This is a genomic window from Streptomyces sp. LARHCF249 (genome assembly GCF_052871255.1).
This window is the reverse complement of the sequence record NZ_JBIXJQ010000006.1, coordinates 401,546-420,852: the sequence shown is the minus strand read 5'-3', so window position 1 is coordinate 420,852 and position 19,307 is coordinate 401,546. Positions and strand designations below refer to the sequence as shown.

17 protein-coding genes and 1 tRNA gene are annotated in these 19,307 nt (G+C 69.2%); 11 read left to right on the top strand and 7 right to left on the bottom strand.

The window, feature by feature from the left end; all coding sequences use genetic code 11:
• Positions 1 to 136 precede the first annotated feature (136 nt).
• The 6 genes from rsmG to rpmH form a co-directional block, all read right to left on the bottom strand.
• Positions 137 to 856 (bottom strand): 16S rRNA (guanine(527)-N(7))-methyltransferase RsmG, encoded by a 720-nt coding sequence (rsmG, locus tag ACIPUC_RS19955; protein ID WP_446590943.1) that lies wholly within the window; start codon positions 854 to 856, stop codon positions 137 to 139.
• A 131-nt stretch (positions 857 to 987) separates the two neighbouring features.
• On the bottom strand, positions 988 to 1,500 hold the full coding sequence (locus tag ACIPUC_RS19950; protein WP_030008408.1) for a Jag family protein: 513 nt from the start codon (positions 1,498 to 1,500) through the stop codon (positions 988 to 990).
• A 15-nt stretch (positions 1,501 to 1,515) separates the two neighbouring features.
• Positions 1,516 to 2,622, bottom strand: a complete 1,107-nt coding sequence (gene yidC, locus ACIPUC_RS19945) for a membrane protein insertase YidC (RefSeq protein WP_446590941.1) — start codon at positions 2,620 to 2,622, stop codon at positions 1,516 to 1,518.
• Positions 2,623 to 2,625: 3 nt separating this feature from the next.
• Positions 2,626 to 2,907, bottom strand: a complete 282-nt coding sequence (gene yidD, locus ACIPUC_RS19940; RefSeq protein WP_075970728.1) for a membrane protein insertion efficiency factor YidD — start codon at positions 2,905 to 2,907, stop codon at positions 2,626 to 2,628.
• The gene (gene rnpA, locus ACIPUC_RS19935; RefSeq protein ID WP_446590940.1) at positions 2,904 to 3,278 is read right to left on the bottom strand and encodes a ribonuclease P protein component; all 375 of its coding nucleotides are present in this window, start codon (positions 3,276 to 3,278) and stop codon (positions 2,904 to 2,906) included. The genes yidD and rnpA overlap by 4 nt, the downstream gene beginning before the upstream one ends.
• Before the next feature lie 21 nt (positions 3,279 to 3,299).
• Positions 3,300 to 3,437: a 50S ribosomal protein L34 gene (gene rpmH, locus ACIPUC_RS19930; RefSeq protein ID WP_008741645.1), complete on the bottom strand. Its 138-nt coding sequence runs from the start codon at positions 3,435 to 3,437 to the stop codon at positions 3,300 to 3,302.
• Positions 3,438 to 3,794: 357 nt separating this feature from the next.
• Between rpmH and dnaA the strand changes: the two genes are divergently transcribed.
• The 11 genes from dnaA (at position 3,795) to ACIPUC_RS19875 (ending at position 18,029) form a co-directional block, all read left to right on the top strand.
• The gene (gene dnaA, locus ACIPUC_RS19925) at positions 3,795 to 5,573 is read left to right on the top strand and encodes a chromosomal replication initiator protein DnaA (protein ID WP_446590938.1); all 1,779 of its coding nucleotides are present in this window, start codon (positions 3,795 to 3,797) and stop codon (positions 5,571 to 5,573) included.
• 862 nt (positions 5,574 to 6,435) lie between these two features.
• On the top strand, positions 6,436 to 7,566 hold the full coding sequence (gene dnaN, locus ACIPUC_RS19920; protein ID WP_446590936.1) for a DNA polymerase III subunit beta: 1,131 nt from the start codon (positions 6,436 to 6,438) through the stop codon (positions 7,564 to 7,566).
• Between the two features lie 189 nt (positions 7,567 to 7,755).
• Positions 7,756 to 8,631, top strand: coding sequence for a phosphogluconate dehydrogenase (NAD(+)-dependent, decarboxylating) (gnd, locus tag ACIPUC_RS19915; RefSeq protein WP_446590935.1), 876 nt, complete (start codon positions 7,756 to 7,758; stop codon positions 8,629 to 8,631).
• Positions 8,632 to 8,712: 81 nt separating this feature from the next.
• Positions 8,713 to 9,849, top strand: coding sequence for a DNA replication/repair protein RecF (gene recF / locus ACIPUC_RS19910; protein WP_446590934.1), 1,137 nt, complete (start codon positions 8,713 to 8,715; stop codon positions 9,847 to 9,849).
• Positions 9,846 to 10,400, top strand: coding sequence for a DUF721 domain-containing protein (locus ACIPUC_RS19905; RefSeq protein WP_446590932.1), 555 nt, complete (start codon positions 9,846 to 9,848; stop codon positions 10,398 to 10,400). Before recF ends, ACIPUC_RS19905 begins: the two co-directional genes overlap by 4 nt.
• A gap of 383 nt (positions 10,401 to 10,783) precedes the next feature.
• The gene (gene gyrB, locus ACIPUC_RS19900) at positions 10,784 to 12,805 is read left to right on the top strand and encodes a DNA topoisomerase (ATP-hydrolyzing) subunit B (protein WP_446591184.1); all 2,022 of its coding nucleotides are present in this window, start codon (positions 10,784 to 10,786) and stop codon (positions 12,803 to 12,805) included.
• Between the two features lie 41 nt (positions 12,806 to 12,846).
• Positions 12,847 to 15,483 carry a DNA gyrase subunit A gene (gyrA, locus tag ACIPUC_RS19895; protein ID WP_446590931.1) on the top strand — a complete coding sequence of 879 codons (2,637 nt, stop codon included), beginning with the start codon at positions 12,847 to 12,849 and terminating at the stop codon, positions 15,481 to 15,483.
• Between the two features lie 3 nt (positions 15,484 to 15,486).
• The gene (locus ACIPUC_RS19890) at positions 15,487 to 16,116 is read left to right on the top strand and encodes a DUF3566 domain-containing protein (RefSeq protein ID WP_446590929.1); all 630 of its coding nucleotides are present in this window, start codon (positions 15,487 to 15,489) and stop codon (positions 16,114 to 16,116) included.
• 105 nt (positions 16,117 to 16,221) lie between these two features.
• A tRNA-Ile gene (locus ACIPUC_RS19885) sits at positions 16,222 to 16,295 on the top strand.
• 145 nt (positions 16,296 to 16,440) lie between these two features.
• On the top strand, positions 16,441 to 16,575 hold the full coding sequence (locus tag ACIPUC_RS19880) for a DLW-39 family protein (RefSeq protein ID WP_208809277.1): 135 nt from the start codon (positions 16,441 to 16,443) through the stop codon (positions 16,573 to 16,575).
• 122 nt (positions 16,576 to 16,697) lie between these two features.
• Positions 16,698 to 18,029: a hypothetical protein gene (locus tag ACIPUC_RS19875; RefSeq protein ID WP_446590927.1), complete on the top strand. Its 1,332-nt coding sequence runs from the start codon at positions 16,698 to 16,700 to the stop codon at positions 18,027 to 18,029.
• On the opposite strand, the gene ACIPUC_RS19870 is transcribed toward ACIPUC_RS19875, so the two are convergent.
• The gene (locus ACIPUC_RS19870) at positions 18,016 to 19,284 is read right to left on the bottom strand and encodes a serine/threonine-protein kinase (protein ID WP_446590925.1); all 1,269 of its coding nucleotides are present in this window, start codon (positions 19,282 to 19,284) and stop codon (positions 18,016 to 18,018) included. The two genes, ACIPUC_RS19875 and ACIPUC_RS19870, sit on opposite strands and share 14 nt — an antisense overlap.
• Between the last annotated feature and the right edge of the window lie 23 nt (positions 19,285 to 19,307).

Genomic DNA, 19,307 nt, shown 5'->3' with positions numbered 1-19,307 from the left:
CCGTGCAGCAGAGAGCGACGTTTCACGTGAAACACGATGCCCGGGCGAAGACTTCAGACTGCTACGACACTCCGAAATCCATACCTATAGGGCCCAACACAGGCGAAATCTCCCGCAGAACCCCAAGACCGGAGACTCAGCGACGCCGACGCGTGCGTCCCACACGGGCCGCCTTAGCCCGCTTGGCCGCGAACCTCACCCCACCGGGGCTCTCGCCGACCTCCACACGCACCACCGTCGACAGAGGGTCCACCACACCCTCACCCACGTGCAGCACCGAGGTCTTCACCACACCGAGCTTCGCCAGGGCGGACTTGGCCGACACCAGCTCCTCCTCGGCGGTATCGCCCTTGAGCGCCAGCATCTCCCCGTACGGACGCAGCAGGGGCACACCCCACCCGGCCAGCCGGTCCAGCGGAGCCACCGCCCGCGCCGTCACCACGTGCACCGGCTGCACCTTCCCGAGAACCTCCTCGGCCCGCCCGCGCACCACCGTGACGTGGTCCAGGCCCAGCAGCTCCACGGCCTCCTGGAGGAAGTTCGTCCGCCGCAGCAGCGGCTCGAGCAGCGTGATCTTCAGATCACGCCGCACCAGCGCCAGCGGGATGCCGGGCAGACCCGCACCCGAGCCCACGTCGCACACGGTGACTCCCTGGGGAACCACCTCCGACAGCACAGCGCAGTTCAGCAGATGCCGCTCCCACAGCCGCGGCACCTCACGCGGCCCGATCAGGCCCCGCTGCACTCCCGCATCGGCCAGCAGCTCCGCGTAGCGCACAGCTTCCGGGAAATACTCACCGAACACCGCGCGCGCCTCTTCAGGCGCCGGGGGAAGCTCAGCTGCTGCCTCCGTCACGGGGACCGTCCCTTCCGTACCGCATGGTTCTGAAGAACCACGTCTTCAAGATGGCGCGTCGTTCACATGCCAGGCTGACAAACTTCGGCCCCGTCTGCGACACAGACGGGGCCGAACACTCTCGCTACCGGTCAGGCCGGGAGCACAACGACGAAGCGCTGCGGCTCCTCGCCCTCGGACTCGCTCCGCAGACCGGCCGCCGCCACGGCGTCGTGGACGACCTTGCGCTCGAACGGGGTCATCGGGGCCAGCTTCAGGGGCTCGCCGGACGCCTTCACGTCCGCCGCGGCCTGAGCGCCCAGCGCCGCCAGTTCCTCACGCTTCTTCGCGCGGAACCCGGCGATGTCCAGCATCAGCCGGCTGCGGTCCCCGGTCTCGCGGTGCACGGCGAGGCGGGTCAGCTCCTGCAGAGCCTCCAGGACCTCACCGTCACGGCCCACGAGCTTCTGCAGATCACGGCTGGCCGAGTCACTGACGATCGACACCGCGGCCCGGTCGGCCTCGACGTCCATGTCGATGTCGCCGTCCAGGTCGGCGATGTCCAGCAGACCCTCAAGGTAGTCGGCCGCGATCTCACCCTCCTGCTCGAGGCGGGTCAGGGTGTCGCCACTCTCAGCGGCGGCGGTGGTGGTGCCTTCCGTCACGGGAGGGACTCCTTCTTACTTCTTGGAGGGCTTGCTGGGGGGCGTCTGACGCTTCGACTTCGACTGCCGCTTGGGCTGCTGCCGCTTCGTGGCGACACCACCGCTCGCCGCGTCCGAGTCGGCGGTCGCTTCAGAACTCTTGATCACCGAGCCGTCCGCCTGAGCGGCCATGCCCTGCTTGGTCAGCGCGGAGATGAACTTGCGCTCGTTGTCGTTGCGGTCCGGGCCCTTGGCCACGATCGCCGCGACGACCTTCTTCTTGCCACGGCTCTTGACGTCACCATGCGAGCTGACGTGCTTCAGCAGGCGGGTCAGGTACTGGTCCTGGGCCTTGCTGCCCGGCGTCGGGTTCTGGTTGATCACGTACATCTGCTGACCCATGGTCCACACGTTCGTGGTCATCCAGTAGACGAGGACACCGACGGGGAAGTTGATGCCCATCACCGCGAAGATCACGGGGAAGATGTACATCAGCATCTTCTGCTGCTGCATGAACGGCGTCTTGACCGACAGGTCGACGTTCTTCTGCATCAGCTGGCGCTGGGTGTAGAACTGCGACAGCGACATCAGGACGATCATGACCGCGGTCACGATCCGGACGTCCGTCAGGGAGGCGCCCAGCGCCTCGACCTTCTCCGGACTGTCCATGAACTTGGCGGCGATGGGCGCACCGAAGATCTTGGCCTCACGGGCGCTGTCGACCAGCTGCTGGTCCATCGCGCCGATCTTCTTGCCGTCGGCGATGTTGGCCAGCACGTGGTACAGCGCGAAGAAGAACGGAGACTGCGCCAGGATGGGAAGGCACGAGGAGAGCGGGTTGGTACCCGTCTCCTTGTACAGCTTCATCATCTCTTCGGACTGACGCTGCTTGTCGTTCTTGTAGCGCTCCTGGATCGCCTTCATCTTCGGCTGGAGCGCCTGCATGCCGCGCGTCGCCTTGATCTGCTTCACGAAGAGCGGGATCAGGCAGATACGAATCAAGATCACCAGGGACACGATGGACAGGCCCCAGGCCCACCCACTGTCCGCACCGAAGATCGCCCCGTACAGCTTGTGGAACTGGACGATGATCCACGAAACGGGTGTGGTGATAAAGCTGAACAAACTGGCAATCGTGTCCACTAATCAGGCTCCTTGAGCATTGCGAGATCTACGCAACGCACTGCGCAGCTGCTCGTGCCAACGCGGGCGTTTACGAGGTGGGACATGGTCCACACCACCCGGGGACCACGGATTGCACCGCAGGATCCGCCAGGCGGTCAGAACCGTCCCCTTCACCGCACCATGCCGGTCGATGGCCGTGTACCCGTAGTGCGAACACGAGGGGTAGTAGCGGCACACCGGCCCGAGCAGCGGACTGATCGTCCACTGGTACAGCTTGATCAAAGCGAGCAGCGGGTACTTCATCGAGCCACGCCTCCCAGGAGCCGCACCAGAGCGGCATCCAGGTCCCGGGCCAGTTCGTCGGGGCCGGCATCACCCGCTCCGGGCAACGCACGTACCACCACCAGGCTACCGGCGGGCAGCTGGGGCAGCCGCTCCCGGACCAGATGGCGCAGACGGCGCTTCACCCGGTTACGTATGACGGCGTTGCCGACAGCTTTGCTGACGACGAAACCCGCACGCGTCGAGGGATCGATCTCCCCCCGCTCGTGCGGGTCCGTTGCACCGCTTGTACGTAGGTGGACGACGAGGAGCGGGCGACCGGCCCGACGCCCTCGACGTACCGCGCTCGCGAAGTCCTCGCGCCGCCTCAGCCGATTCTCGGGAGACAGCACGACGTCACGACCTGCGTGTTGTTACGCGGAAAGGGCTGCGCGGCCCTTGCCACGGCGGTTCGCCAGGATCGCGCGACCGGCACGGGTACGCATCCGCAGGCGGAAGCCGTGGGTCTTGGCACGACGGCGGTTGTTCGGCTGGAAGGTGCGCTTGCTCACTCGGGGGCTCCAGATAATGAATCGTTGTGGCGGGACATCGCCTGGCTGTCACCGTGCGCCCACGAGGAAACTCGCGTGTTCGCCCGAGTGGCACCGCTAAACGATCACAAACCAGTGATCTTCGCCCATCGGTAGGCAGGCGGCAGCAGCCATCGACAACTCGACCTCGTTACGGTACGCGCGGCTACGCCATCCGGTCAAACCGAGGCGACGCTGCCCCACACTGTGCACAGGCTGTGGACAACGACTTGAACCGTACCCGCTGGCCTGACTACCGTTGCCTGACCCCGGATTTTTTGTCCCGACCGTCCCAAAGAACCACACATTCGTGGGACCCCCTGTGAGAGAGCGTGCTCTGTGGCTGACGTACCTGCCGATCTTGCCGCAGTGTGGCCAAGGGTGCTCGAAAAGCTCCTCGGGGAGGGACAGCCGGGGATCGAGCCCAAGGACAAGCAGTGGGTCGAGCGCTGCCAGCCCCTGGCACTCGTCGCCGACACCGCACTGCTCGCCGTCCCCAACGAATGGGGCAAGCGCGTCCTCGAAGGCCGCCTCGCGCCGCTGATCAGCGACGCGCTCAGCCGCGAGTGCGGCCGCCCCATCCGGATCGCCATCACCGTGGACGACTCCGCCGGCGAGCCCGCCCCCGCCCCGACCACCCAGCAGCAGGGCGCGTACGAGCCGTACCCCGGCCAGCGCCCCGGCGGTCCGGGCGGCCCCTCGGACGACCAGCTGCCCACCGCCCGCCCCGCCTACCCGGACTACCAGCAGCCGCGCCCCGAGCCCGGCGCCTGGCCCCGCGGCGGCCAGCAGGACGACTACGGCTGGCAGCAGCCCCGCCTCGGCGGCTTCCCCGAGCGCGACCCGTACGCCTCCCCGCAGCCGGGGTACCTCCAGCAGTCCGAACCCCCGGCCTATGACCAGGGCTCTTACGAGCAGCAGCAGTACGAGCAGTCCCCGTACGAGTCCCAGCAGCAGCACAAGAACCACCCGTCACGCCAGTACGAGCAGCAGCAGTACGAGCAGCCCGCGCCGCGCCAGGCACCCGGCCGGCCCTCGGCCGCCCCGGCCCCGTCCGGCGGCTCCACCTCCGGCCCGCTCGAACCGACCGCCCGGCTGAACCCCAAGTACCTCTTCGACACCTTCGTCATCGGCGCCTCCAACCGCTTCGCGCACGCCGCCGCGGTGGCCGTCGCCGAGGCACCCGCGAAGGCGTACAACCCCCTCTTCATCTACGGGGAGTCGGGCCTCGGCAAGACGCACCTGCTGCACGCCATCGGGCACTACGCGCGGAGCCTCTACCCCGGCACCCGGGTGCGGTACGTGAGCTCCGAGGAGTTCACCAACGAGTTCATCAACTCCATCCGCGACGGCAAGGGCGACGCGTTCCGCAAGCGCTACCGCGAGATGGACATCCTGCTCGTCGACGACATCCAGTTCCTGGCGAGCAAGGAGTCGACGCAGGAGGAGTTCTTCCACACCTTCAACACGCTCCACAACGCCAACAAGCAGATCGTGCTCTCCTCCGACCGGCCGCCCAAGCAGCTCGTCACCCTGGAGGACCGGCTCCGCAACCGCTTCGAGTGGGGCCTGATCACCGACGTCCAGCCGCCCGAGCTGGAGACCCGCATCGCGATCCTGCGCAAGAAGGCCGTCCAGGAGCAGCTCAACGCCCCGCCGGAGGTACTGGAGTTCATCGCCTCCCGCATCTCGCGCAACATCCGCGAGCTGGAGGGGGCGCTGATCCGGGTCACGGCCTTCGCGAGCCTCAACCGGCAGCCGGTCGACCTGGGCCTGACCGAGGACGTCCTCAAGAACCTGATCCCGGGCGGCGAGGACAGTGCGCCGGAGATCACGGCGACCGACATCATGGCGGCCACCGCCGACTACTTCGGGCTCACCGTGGACGACCTGTGCGGCTCCTCGCGCAGCCGGGTCCTGGTCACCGCCCGGCAGATCGCCATGTACCTGTGCCGGGAGCTCACCGACCTGTCCCTGCCCAAGATCGGGGCCCAGTTCGGCGGCCGCGACCACACCACGGTCATGCACGCGGACCGCAAGATCCGTGCCCTGATGGCGGAGCGCCGCTCCATCTACAACCAGGTCACGGAGCTCACCAACCGCATCAAGAACGCCTGAGACGAGCCTCGGCCGAGCTCCTCGGCACGTCCTTCACACGCCGCCAGAGGGCGCTCCCGGACCACAGCGGGGGCGCCCTTTTTCGTCCGCGCGCCCCTGACCTGTTCGAATACGCCCCCGCGGGAGCAACTCATCCACAGATTCGCCGAGTTTCTGCCGTCCACACCCTGGGGACGGCCCCGGTCGCCCACAATCTGTCCACAGGGATGCCGGTTGAGCCCCCATCAGCCCAGGTCAGCAGGCTGTGGAATTGTGCGCAAGCGTCGTCCACAGCCTGTGGACAATTTTTTCGTCCACAACGCTGTCCACGACGTTGTCCACCACCAACCCACAGGTTCGCCGATCCTGTGCACAGGTTCTGCGGTCTTCTCCACACCGTTGTCCACTGTTCGGCAACATGCCACCCCTTCTCACCGACCCGAGTGAAAGCCGTCACACGGAGGTGGACGTTTGGGCTGTGGAGTACTGGGGAAAAGCTGGGGACACACCTGTGGAGTAGTCGAGGTCGTCTGGGGACGGCCTGTGCAGAAGTTTTCGTTCTCCACAGCAACACCGTGTTGTCCACCGGTGCCACCCACAGGGTGTGGGGATAAAAAACGCGGCCTGACCAGCCAAAACGGGGTTATCCACCGTTTCCACAGGCCCTACTACTACCCCCATAGAGAGTTAGCCCGGTTTCGGTTTTCAAGCAGGTCCTGTGCACAACTCGGCGGACGGCCGCCCCGACGCCTCGCTCCCGACTTGACCGCCAGCCGCACCGACTGTCGGCGCCGTACGTCAGACTGGTCCCCGGCACTCGAGCCATCGACGAGCCGACGACGAAGGCCGGCAGACGAGCGAGCAACAGCAGGAGGCGGTTCCGGTGAAGATCCGGGTGGAGCGCGACGTACTCGCGGAGGCGGTGGCCTGGGCGGCCCGTAGCCTCCCGGCCCGGCCGCCGGTGCCCGTTCTCGCGGGCCTGCTGCTGAAGGCCGAAGAGGGCACCCTCAGCCTCTCCGGCTTCGACTACGAGGTCTCGGCCCGCGTCTCCGTCGAGGCGGACGTCGAGGAGGACGGCACCGTCCTGGTCTCCGGCCGGCTCCTCGCCGACATCTGCCGCGCTCTCCCCAACCGCCCGGTGGAGATTTCCACAGACGGTGTACGGGCGACCGTGGTCTGCGGCTCCTCACGGTTCACCCTCCACACCCTGCCTGTGGACGAGTACCCGGCGCTGCCCGTGATGCCGACCGCGACCGGCACCGTGCCCGGCGAGGTCTTCGCCTCCGCCGCCGCACAGGTCGCCATCGCCGCCGGCCGCGACGACACGCTGCCCGTGCTGACCGGTGTCCGCATCGAGATCGAGGGCGACCGCGTCACCCTGGCCTCCACCGACCGCTACCGCTTCGCGGTCCGCGAGTTCCTGTGGAAGCCGGAGAACCCGGACGCCTCCGCCGTGGCCCTGGTGCCCGCGAAGACGCTCCTGGACACCGCCAAGTCCCTGACCAGCGGCGACACCGTCACTCTGGCGCTGTCCGGCTCCGGTGCCGGTGAGGGCCTGATCGGTTTCGAGGGCGCCGGCCGCCGCACCACCACCCGCCTCCTCGAGGGCGACCTGCCGAAGTACCGGACTCTCTTCCCGACGGAGTTCAACTCCATCGCCGTGATCGAGACCGCCCCGTTCGTCGAGGCCGTCAAGCGCGTGGCCCTCGTCGCCGAGCGCAACACCCCGGTCCGGCTGAGCTTCGAGCAGGGCGTGCTGATCCTCGAGGCGGGTTCCTCCGACGATGCACAGGCTGTGGAGCGCGTCGACGCCAAGCTCGAGGGCGACGACATCTCGATCGCCTTCAACCCGACCTTCCTGCTCGACGGCCTGAGCGCGATCGACTCGCCCGCCGCGCAGCTCAGCTTCACCACGTCGACCAAGCCGGCTCTGCTCAGCGGCCGCCCGGCGGTCGACGCCGAGGCCGACGAGGCGTACAAGTACCTGATCATGCCGGTACGCCTCTCCGGCTGATTCTTCGCAGGTCAGGCCCGGTTTCGCGGCACGCGAGACCGGGCCTGACCGCGTTTCCCCCGCAGCCCGGGGCCGTGCGCGCCCCGTGGAGCCCGGCGGCCCGGCCGGGCGTAGGCTCGGGGCCTGGGATGTCCTCCGGGAAGCAGGAGGCCCCGGCAAAGACGGCCACAACGCTTAAGGAACCACCTGATGGAGCTTGGTCTCGTCGGTCTCGGCAAGATGGGCGGCAACATGCGCGAGCGCATCCGCCGCGCAGGCCACACCGTCATCGGATACGACCGCAACCCGGACCTCGCGGATGTCCACAGCCTGCGGGAACTTGTGGACAGCCTGCAGGCCCCCCGCGTGGTGTGGGTGATGGTCCCGGCCGGTGCCGCCACCCAGTCCACCGTCGACGAGCTCGCCGAGCTGCTCTCGATCGGCGACATCGTCGTCGACGGCGGCAACTCCCGCTGGACCGACGACGAGAAGCACGCCGGGGAGCTGGCGGCCAAGGGCATCGGCTTCGTCGACTGCGGTGTCTCGGGCGGTGTGTGGGGCCTGGAGAACGGCTACGCGCTGATGTACGGCGGCGAGAAGGACCACGTGGCACGGGTCCAGCCGATCTTCGACGCCCTCAAGCCCGAGGGCGACTTCGGCGCCGTGCACGCCGGCAAGGTCGGTGCGGGCCACTTCGCGAAGATGGTCCACAACGGCATCGAGTACGCCATGATGCAGGCCTATGCCGAGGGCTGGGAGCTCCTGGAGAAGGTGGACTCGGTCACCGACGTCCGCGAGGTCTTCCGCTCCTGGCAGGAGGGCACGGTCATCCGTTCCTGGCTGCTGGACCTGGCCGTGAACGCCCTCGACGAGGACGAGCACCTCGAGCGGCTGCGCGGCTTCGCGCAGGACTCGGGCGAGGGCCGCTGGACGGTGGAGGCGGCGATCGACAACGCGGTTCCGCTGCCGGCGATCACCGCTTCGCTGTTCGCGCGGTTCGCGTCGCGCCAGGACGACTCCCCGCAGATGAAGATGATCGCCGCGCTGCGCAACCAGTTCGGCGGCCACGCGGTCGAGAAGAAGTAGTCGGGAAGAGACACCACGCAGCTCAGAGCGGCTGCACAGCACCACACAGAGCAGTAGGAAGCCGGGGGAGGTCGGCGCCGTATGCATGTTTCGCATCTCTCGCTGGCCGACTTCCGCTCGTACGCCCGGGCCGAGGTTCCCCTCGACCCGGGCGTCACGGCTTTCGTGGGTCCCAACGGCCAGGGGAAGACGAACCTCGTCGAGGCGATCGGCTACCTGTCGACGCTGGGCAGCCACCGGGTCTCCTCGGACGCGCCGCTGGTGCGGATGGGCGCGGACCGGGCGATCATCCGCGCGGCCGTCACCCAGGGCGAGCGTCAGCAGCTGGTCGAGCTGGAGCTGAACCCGGGCCGGGCGAACCGGGCCCGGATCAACCGGTCCTCGCAGGTCAGGCCGCGGGACGTGCTGGGGATCGTACGGACGGTGCTGTTCGCGCCGGAGGACCTGGCCCTGGTGAAGGGCGACCCGGGTGAGCGGCGCCGGTTCCTGGACGAGCTGGTCACCGCGCGCTCGCCGCGGATGGCGGCGGTCCGCTCGGACTACGAGCGGGTGCTGAAGCAGCGCAACACCCTGCTGAAGTCGGCGGCGATGGCCCGTCGGCACGGCGGCCGGTCCATGGACCTGTCGACCCTGGACGTGTGGGACCAGCATCTGGCGCGCGCGGGCGCGGAGTTGGTGGCGCAGCGGCTGGATCTCATCGCGACGCTGCTGCCGCTGGCGGACAAGGCGTACGAGCAGCTCGCGCCCGGCGGCGGGCCGCTGGGGCTCTCGTACAAGTCCTCGGCGGGCGAGCCGGTGGACAGCGGGTCGGCGCGCAGTCGCGAGGCGGTCTGCGAGGTGCTGCTGGCGGCCCTGGCGGAGGTGCGCAAGCAGGAGATCGAGCGGGGTGTGACGCTGGTGGGTCCGCACCGCGACGACCTGCTGCTGCGGCTGGGGGAGCTGCCGGCGAAGGGGTACGCGAGCCACGGGGAGTCGTGGTCGTACGCGCTGGCCCTGCGGCTGGCCTCGTACGAGCTGCTGCGCTCGGAGGGCGCGGAGCCGGTGCTGATCCTGGACGACGTGTTCGCGGAGCTGGACGCGCGGCGGCGGGAGCGGCTGGCCGAGCTGGTGGCGCCGGGTGAGCAGGTGCTGGTGACGGCGGCGGTGGACGATGACGTTCCGGGTGTGCTGGCGGGGGCGCGGTTCGGGGTGTCCGGTGGTGAGGTGACCCGGCTGTGAGCGATCAGGACGGCGAGCGGGGCAAGGAGGCGCGGGCCGATGCCCGCAGGGCGCCGGAGCCCTCCGGGGTGGATCTGGCGCGGCAGGCGCTGGCCGCGGCGCGGGAGCAGGCGCGGGCCCGGGGGAACGCGGCGGGCGGGAAGAAGCGGCAGCAGGGTCCGGGGCTGCGGTCGGGCGCGCGTGCGGACGGCCGGGATCCGATGCCGTTGATGGCGGCGCTGGACCGGTTGCGCACGGAGCGCGGCTGGGAGATGCCGATGGCGGTGGCGGGCGTGATGGAGCGCTGGCCGGAGATCGTGGGTCCGGAGATCGCGGCGCACTGCGTGCCGGAGCGGTACGAGGACCGTGAGCTGCTGGTCCGCTGTGATTCCTCGGCGTGGGCGGCGCAGCTGAAGCTGCTGGCTCCGCAGCTCGTGGCGCGGCTGAACGGGGATCTCGGGCAGGGGACCGTGCGGATGATCCAGGTGCGGGGGCCCGGGACCGGGCGGCCGAAGGGCTACGGGCCGTGGCGGGCGCCGGGGAGTACCGGGCCCGGGGACACGTACGGGTAGTCCGGCTGCGCCTGGCCTGGGGCTCCGCCCCGGACCCCGCGCCTCAAACGCCGGCGGGGCCGGATCGTGCCCGGCGCGGCTGGGAGTCGTCCCGAAGGCCGGCGGGGGCGGGAACGGGTGGTGTCCCTCACGGTAGTGGGAGGTTGACAGGCCGAAGCGCTGGATGCCCGTGTGAGCCTCTTTGAGCCCCGTCCCGGATATGGGGAGTCGGAAGGTGGAGGTTCAGGGCGGCACATGCGGACTCAGGTACCGGCAAACCCCCATTCATGTCGGTGGTACCGGTAGACTGAAGGAAATCCCGCCCGATCGCGGGATCACGCAGACAACGCAGATCGACGCGGCCGCTCCTCCGGCGCACACGCTGGTCCGGAGTACGGGCTGCGCTGTGCCAGAAAGGGCGCTTCGTGGCCGATTCCGGCGACTCCAACGAGAAGAATTACGACGCCAGTGCCATCCAGGTCCTCGAGGGCCTGGATGCGGTCCGCAAGCGGCCCGGTATGTACATCGGCTCGACCGGTGAGCGCGGCCTGCACCACCTCGTGCAGGAGGTCGTGGACAACTCCGTCGACGAGGCCATGGCCGGGCACGCGGACACGATCGACGTGACGATCCTGGCCGACGGCGGCGTGCGCGTGGTCGACAACGGCCGAGGCATCCCGGTCGGCATCGTGCCGTCCGAGGGCAAGCCGGCGGTCGAGGTCGTCCTCACGGTGCTGCACGCGGGCGGCAAGTTCGGCGGCGGCGGCTACGCGGTCTCCGGCGGTCTGCACGGCGTGGGCGTGTCCGTCGTGAACGCCCTGTCGACCAAGGTCGCGGTCGAGGTCAAGACGGACGGCTACCGCTGGACCCAGGACTACAAGCTGGGCGTGCCGACGGCCCCGCTGGCCAGGAACGAGGAGACCGGCGAGCACGGCACGTCGGTGACGTTCTGGGCCGACCCCGACATCTTCGAGACGACCGACTACTCCTTCGAGACGCTCTCGCGGCGCTTCCAGGAGATGGCCTTCCTGAACAAGGGCCTGACCCTGACGCTGACCGACGAGCGCGAGTCGGCGAAGGCCACGGTCGGCGCCGACGACCCGGACGCGGAGGCGGCGGAGCCCGCGGCGCGCACGGTGAAGTACCACTACGAGGGCGGCATCGTCGACTTCGTGAAGTACCTCAACTCGCGCAAGGGCGAGATGATCCACCCGACCGTCATCGACGTCGAGGCCGAGGACAAGGAGCGGATGCTCTCGGTCGAGATCGCGATGCAGTGGAACTCGCAGTACACGGAGGGTGTCTACTCCTTCGCGAACACGATCCACACGCACGAGGGCGGTACGCACGAGGAGGGCTTCCGTGCGGCTCTGACGGGTCTGGTCAACCGGTACGCGCGCGACAAGAAGCTGCTGCGCGAGAAGGACGACAACCTCGCCGGCGAGGACATCCGCGAGGGTCTGACGGCGATCATCTCGATCAAGCTGGGCGAGCCGCAGTTCGAGGGCCAGACGAAGACCAAGCTGGGCAACACGGAGGCGAAGACCTTCGTGCAGAAGGTCGTGCACGAGCACCTGAACGACTGGTTCGACCGGAACCCGGTCGAGGCGGCGGACATCGTCCGCAAGTCGATCAACGCGGCCACGGCGCGCGTCGCGGCCCGCAAGGCCCGTGACCTGACCCGTCGCAAGGGTCTGCTGGAGAGCGCCTCGCTGCCGGGCAAGCTGTCCGACTGCCAGTCGAACGACCCGACGAAGTGCGAGATCTTCATCGTCGAGGGTGACTCCGCCGGTGGTTCGGCGAAGTCCGGCCGCAATCCGATGTACCAGGCCATCCTGCCGATCCGCGGCAAGATCCTGAACGTCGAGAAGGCGCGGATCGACAAGATCCTGCAGAACACCGAGGTCCAGGCGCTGATCAGTGCCTTCGGCACGGGTGTGCACGAGGACTTCGACATCGAGAAGCTCCGCTATCACAAGATCATCCTGATGGCGGACGCCGACGTCGACGGCCAGCACATCAACACCCTGCTGCTGACCTTCCTGTTCCGCTTCATGCGGCCGCTGGTCGAGGCGGGCCACGTGTACCTGTCGCGCCCGCCGCTGTACAAGATCAAGTGGGGTCGGGACGACTTCGAGTACGCGTACTCGGACCGTGAGCGCGACGCCCTGGTCGAGCTCGGCAAGCAGAACGGCAAGCGGATCAAGGAAGACTCGATCCAGCGCTTCAAGGGTCTGGGCGAGATGAACGCCGAGGAGCTGCGCGTCACCACCATGGACGTGGACCACCGCGTGCTCGGCCAGGTCACCCTGGACGACGCGGCGCAGGCCGACGACCTGTTCTCGGTGCTGATGGGTGAGGACGTCGAGGCCCGGCGCTCCTTCATCCAGCGCAACGCCAAGGACGTTCGGTTCCTCGACATCTGAGTCGGTCTCAGCTGACCGCCTGAAAGGACTTCTGACCAGCAATGGCCGACGAAACCACCCCCACCGCAGAGATGCCCGCGGAGGACCAGCCTGTGCTGCGGATCGAGCCCGTCGGGCTCGAGACGGAGATGCAGCGCTCCTACCTCGACTACGCGATGTCCGTCATCGTCTCGCGTGCGCTGCCCGACGTACGGGACGGCCTCAAGCCGGTCCACCGCCGTGTGCTGTACGCGATGTACGACGGCGGCTACCGGCCCGAGAAGGGCTTCTACAAGTGCGCCCGTGTCGTCGGTGACGTCATGGGTACGTACCACCCGCACGGTGACTCCTCGATCTACGACGCCCTGGTCCGCCTGGCCCAGCCGTGGTCGATGCGCATGCCGCTGGTGGACAGCAACGGCAACTTCGGTTCTCCGGGCAACGACCCGGCGGCCGCGATGCGCTACACCGAGTGCAAGCTGATGCCGCTGGCCATGGAGATGCTCCGGGACATCGACGAGGAGACCGTCGACTTCACGGACAACTACGACGGCCGCAACCAGGAGCCGACGGTCCTGCCGGCGCGCTTCCCGAACCTGCTGGTCAACGGCAGCGCCGGTATCGCGGTCGGTATGGCCACCAACATCCCGCCGCACAACCTGCGCGAGGTCGCGGCCGGTGCGCAGTGGGCGCTGGAGCACCCGGAGGCCACGCACGAGGAGCTGCTGGACGCGCTCCTCGAGCGGATCAAGGGCCCGGACTTCCCGTCGGGCGCCCTGGTCGTGGGCCGCAAGGGCATCGAGGAGGCGTACCGGACCGGTCGCGGCTCCATCACGATGCGCGCGGTGGTGGAGGTCGAGGAGATCCAGAACCGCCAGTGCCTGGTGGTGACGGAGCTTCCGTACCAGACCAACCCCGACAACCTCGCGCAGAAGATCGCGGACCTGGTGAAGGACGGGAAGATCGGCGGCATCGCCGACGTCCGTGACGAGACCTCGTCGCGGACCGGCCAGCGCCTGGTGATCGTCCTGAAGCGCGACGCCGTCGCCAAGGTCGTGCTGAACAACCTGTACAAGCACACCGACCTGCAGACGAACTTCGGCGCGAACATGCTGGCGCTGGTGGACGGCGTGCCGCGCACGCTGTCGATCGACGCGTTCATCCGCCACTGGGTGCAGCACCAGATCGAGGTCATCGTCCGCCGTACGCGCTTCCGCCTGCGCAAGGCGGAGGAGCGCGCGCACATCCTGCGCGGTCTGCTCAAGGCGCTGGACGCGATCGACGAGGTCATCGCGCTGATCCGGCGCAGCAACACGGTCGAGATCGCGCGCGAGGGCCTGATGGGCCTGCTGGAGATCGACGAGATCCAGGCGAACGCGATCCTGGAGATGCAGCTGCGGCGCCTGGCGGCGCTGGAGCGGCAGAAGATCGTCGCCGAGCACGACGAGCTCCAGGCCAAGATCAACGAGTACAACGCGATCCTGGCCTCGCCGGAGAAGCAGCGTTCGATCGTCAGCGAGGAGCTGGCGGCGATCGTGGAGAAGTTCGGCGACGACCGGCGGTCCAAGCTGGTGCCCTTCGACGGCGACATGTCCATGGAGGACCTGATCGCCGAAGAGGACATCGTCGTCACGATCACGCACGGCGGCTACGTCAAGCGCACCAAGACCGAGGACTACCGCTCGCAGAAGCGGGGCGGCAAGGGCGTGCGCGGTACGAAGCTGAAGCAGGACGACCTGGTCGACCACTTCTTCGTCTCCACGACGCACCACTGGCTGCTGTTCTTCACGAACAAGGGCCGGGTCTACCGGTCCAAGGCGTACGAGCTCCCGGACGCCGGGCGTGACGCGCGCGGGCAGCACGTGGCGAACCTGCTGGCCTTCCAGCCGGACGAGAAGATCGCGCAGATCCTCGCCATCCGCGACTACGAGGCGGCGCCGTACCTGATCCTGGCCACCAAGGGCGGCCTGGTGAAGAAGACGGCGCTGAAGGACTACGACTCGCCCCGTTCGGGTGGTGTCATCGCGATCAACCTCCGGGAGACGGGCGCCGACGGCGCCGACGGCGCTTCCGACGAGCTGATCGGCGCGGAGCTGGTGTCCGCCGAGGACGACCTGCTGTTGATCAGCAAGAAGGCGCAGTCGATCCGCTTCACGGCGACCGATGACGCGCTGCGCCCGATGGGCCGTGCCACGTCGGGCGTGAAGGGCATGAGTTTCCGCGAAGGTGACGAACTGCTTTCCATGAGCGTGGTGAGGCCGGGTACGTTCGTCTTCACCGCGACCGACGGCGGCTACGCCAAGCGGACGCCGGTCGACGAGTACCGCGTCCAGGGTCGTGGCGGTCTGGGCATCAAGGCCGCGAAGATCGTGGAGGACCGCGGGTCGCTCGTCGGGGCGCTCGTGGTGCACGAAACGGACGAGATTCTCGCCATCACGCTCGGCGGTGGTGTGATTCGTACGCGCGTCAACGAAGTCAGGGAGACCGGCCGTGACACCATGGGCGTCCAGCTGATCAACCTGGGCAAGCGCGATGCCGTGGTGGGCATCGCCCGCAACGCCGAGGCCGGTCAGGAAGCTGACGAGGTCGTGGGCGACGAGATCGAGACCGATATCGAGACCGAGACCGAGGCAGCCGACGGACAGGCCGCCGAGGCCGCCGAGGGCACGCAGCCCTCGGCTGGGGAGCACGAGGAGTAAGTCGTGAGTGGAGCCACGGGCGCCGGACCGGCCATGACTGGAGAGAACGGTGCCCGTGGCCCTGCCGCGGACTCCCAAGGGGGGACTGTGACGGATACCCGAGGATCGCAGCCGCAGCCGCAGCCGCAGGCCGGCGCGGCCCCCGCGCAGCCGTACCACCCGCCGCAGGCCTACACGGCGCCCGCGGGCCCGGGTGCGCCGCGGACCGGCGGTGCGGGCACCGCGCAGCGCAAGCCGCGTACGGGGGCCCGTATGGCGCCCAGGACGCGCAAGGCGCGGCTGCGGGTGGCCAAGGCCGACCCGTGGTCGGTGATGAAGGTCAGCTTCCTGCTGTCCATCGCGCTGGGCATCTGCACGGTCGTGGCGGCGGCGGTGCTGTGGATGGTCATGGACGCGATGGGCGTCTTCTCGACCGTCGGCAGCACGATCAGCGAGGCGACCGGCTCGAACGAGAGCAACGGCTTCGACCTCCAGGCGTTCATGTCGCTGCCGCGCGTACTGATCTTCACCTCGGTGATCGCGGTGATCGACGTGGTGCTGGCGACGGCCCTGGCGACGCTCGGCGCGTTCATCTACAACCTGTCGGCGGGCTTCGTCGGCGGTGTGGAGCTCACCCTCGCCGAGGACGAGTGACCTGCGCAGACGCCTGCGCGTGGTGCCCTCAGGGGCTTCGCCCCGGGGATTTTGGAGCTACCGCCTCCGTGCGCTAACCTTCAGGAGTCAGCGCGCAGCGCGGATGGGGCTATAGCTCAGTTGGTTAGAGCGCATCCCTGATAAGGATGAGGCCACAGGTTCAAATCCTGTTAGCCCCACAGTGTCGAAGACCCCCAGGCCCAAGGCCTGGGGGTCTTTGTCATAGCGGTAGTTGGCGGGTTCCGAGATAACCGATCGGTATCGGTCGGTGTGTATTGTTGGCTGCCAGAAGTCCCCTACGTCAACGAAAGACGAGGTCGCGCGGTGAAGAAGCTGCTCCTGGTCGCACTGGCCGCCATCGGCGGGCTCCTCGTGTACCGCCAGATCCAGGCGGACCGCGCCGAGCAGGACCTGTGGACGGAGGCAACTGACTCCGTGCCCTCTGGTTCCGGTGTGTGAGACCGAAAGCTGATCTCATGAAGCCCCGGCTGCCGCTGCGGCCGGGGCTTTGTGCTGTTCTGTGACAAAAAGTTACGTTATGCAAAGATTTGGCTTGCGCTAGCAAACTCGGGGTGGGCGTGATGGGTCGGGTACGGACGACAGTGCGGACGGGAGCCGTGGCGGGTGCGGCGGCCCTGGCCGTGGCGGCGGGCCTGCCGGGGGCCGCCCACGCGGAGGGGACGGCGCCGCAGCCCGTCCCGACGTACCGCGCGGCGGACGGCGCCAAGGCCGTGGCGGGCAAGCCCTCCACGGCGGACGCCCCGCTCCTGGAGGCGGGAAGCGTCTACAAGGACGAGATCTCCCCCGGAGAGCGCGTCTACCGGCTCGTCCTGGAGAAGGACCGGTCGAACGTCTACGTCTCCGCCGTGGTCCGCCCCGGGCCGACCGCCAAGGTCACGGGCAGCGACGGCATCGAGGTGGAGATCATGACCACCGCCGGCGCGTCCTGCCCCGACAGCACCGGCCGGGCGGGCTTCGGCTACGACCCCGTGCCCATCAGTGCCGCCGGCGTCCGCTGGGGCAGGGAGGACCACGACTGCGCGCCGGGCGGCGTCTACTACGTCAAGGTCACCCGCACGTCCGCCAAGGGCTCCGACCAGAGCCCCTGGCCGGTGGAGCTCAAGGTGCAGCGCGAGCCCGGCCGGGGCGGTGCCGGGGCACCCACCACCGCGCCCGGCAGCTGGCCCTCGGGCGCCCCGTCCCTGCCGGGCACCGGGGCGGTCCCCCGCACCGGCGGCACCGGCTTCAACGACGCCCGTGCGCTGGGCGGCGGGGTGTGGCGCGACGAACTGCGGCCCGGGCAGACCCGCTTCTACCGGGTGCCGCTGGACTGGGGGCAGCAGCTGGGCCTCAGCGCCGAACTGGCCGCCGCCAAGCTGACCAAGCAGTACGGCTCCGCCTCCAACGGGCTCACCGTCTCGCTCTACAACCCCTACCGCGCCCTGGTCTCGTACGAGGACGTCTCCTACGACGGCAAGCAGGCCGGGGCCACGCTGGCGAAGACCCCTCCCGTCGTCTACGAGAACCGCTACGCCGGCGACAAGGACGTCCAGCGCGTGGGGATCGCCGGCTGGTACTACATCGCCGTGACCATGGGCGCGAAGGTCGCCGACTTCACCGAGGACGCGACGCCCGTGCCGCTGACCCTGCGCACCGAGGTGTCCGGCACCCCGGCGAAGGGACCCGCCTACACGCAGAGCCCGGCCGCCGGCGGATTCGGGGTCGGGGCCGAGGACCGGGCCGCGGCCAGGGAGGGGCTCACCGCACCGGAGGCCGCCGACGCCGCAAGGAACGGCTCGGTGATGCGGGTGGTGGCGGGCGCCGGGTTCGGTACCGGGACCCTGCTGCTGCTCGTACTGGGCGGCTGGATCCTGCTCGCCCGGCGGGGCCGGGGCGCCGCTACAGCCGGGTGAGGGCCCACGCTCCGACGGCGAAGCAGAGCAGGGCCGCGGCGAGGATCCCGGCCTTCACCCCGGCCGGGGGCGGGGCGATCTTGCCGCCGGTCCGCGCGGGCGGCGCCTGGGGCGTCGGCGGCGCGAGGTGGAAACTGCCGGTCTCCAGCGGACCGTACGCGGCCGTGGGGGCGCTCTGTGAGGTACCGCGGGGATCGGTGCGGGCGGCCTGCGTGACCGAGGCCGCAGGCGTGTACGGGGAGGCCTGCGGGGGCCCGTACGGAGAGGCGGGCGTCGCGTGCGGCGTCGCGGGCCCCGCGGCGGCGCCGGCCGGGCCCGCCACGGCCGTGGGCGCCGTGGGTGTCTGCGTGCCGCCGGTCCGGCCGGCCGCCGCGGCCGGCGGCCCCTGGGGTCCGAAACCGGCCGGGAGCGGGCCGATTTGGTCGAACACCTCCACCGGAACCTCGTCCGGCGCGGGCGGCGCGAGCAGTTCCACGGCCTCGGCAAGGGCCTTGCGCGCCCCTGTGGCCGTCTTGAACCGGCTGTGCGGGTCCGGCGCGCACAGATTGGCGATGACGTCCCACAGCGGCGCGGGAACGCCCTCCGGCGCGCCGGGGGTGCCGTGCGCGAGGAAGTGCTCCACCAGGGCCTGGGAGTCGGGCTTGCGTCCCTGGAGCAAGTAGAGGGCGACCAGGCCGACCGCGAAGAGGTCGGCGGGGAAGTCCGGCTCGGCGCCCATCAGTTGTTCGGGGGCGAAGTAACCCGGGGTGCCGACCACGTAGTCGGTCTCGGTCAGCCGGGGCTCGCCCTTGCGCATGGAGATGCCGAAGTCGGACAGCCGCAGGTGCGGCCGCCCGGTTCCGGTGGCCTCCATCAGGATGTTGGCCGGTTTGATGTCGCGGTGGACGACGCCTTCCGCGTGCACCGCGGCCAGCCCCGACAGGAGCTGGTCGAGCAGGGTGCAGACGAACCGGGGCGGGAGGGGACCGTAGTCCCCGATCACATGGCCGAGCGAGCCGCCGCTGACCAGGTCCATCGTGAAGAGGACCTTGTCGTCGTCGGCCGCCCAGCTGGCCGGGGCCAGTACGTGCGGGTGATCGATCCGCAGCGCCTGTTCCCGTACGAACCGCAGGAGCGTGTGGGCGTCGCTCTGAAGGAGGACCTTCGCGGCGACGTACCGGCGGCGCCGGTGGTCCCAGGCGCGCCACACGGCGCCCGCGCCGCCGCGCCCGATCGGATCGATCAACTCGTACCGACCGGCGAAGACCTCACCCATCGCTGCGCCCGTCCCCCGTCACC

Excerpts from the sequence above, each read along its gene's own strand:
- ACIPUC_RS19870 (WP_446590925.1), bottom strand. The coding sequence starts at position 19,284 with ATGGGTGAGGTCTTCGCCGGTCGGTACGAGTTGATCGATCCGATCGGG.
- yidD (WP_075970728.1), bottom strand. The coding sequence starts at position 2,907 with ATGAAGTACCCGCTGCTCGCTTTGATCAAGCTGTACCAGTGGACGATC.
- gyrA (WP_446590931.1), top strand. The coding sequence starts at position 12,847 with ATGGCCGACGAAACCACCCCCACCGCAGAGATGCCCGCGGAGGACCAG.
- recF (WP_446590934.1), top strand. The coding sequence starts at position 8,713 with ATGCATGTTTCGCATCTCTCGCTGGCCGACTTCCGCTCGTACGCCCGG.
- gnd (WP_446590935.1), top strand. The coding sequence starts at position 7,756 with ATGGAGCTTGGTCTCGTCGGTCTCGGCAAGATGGGCGGCAACATGCGC.
- ACIPUC_RS19875 (WP_446590927.1), top strand. The coding sequence starts at position 16,698 with ATGGGTCGGGTACGGACGACAGTGCGGACGGGAGCCGTGGCGGGTGCG.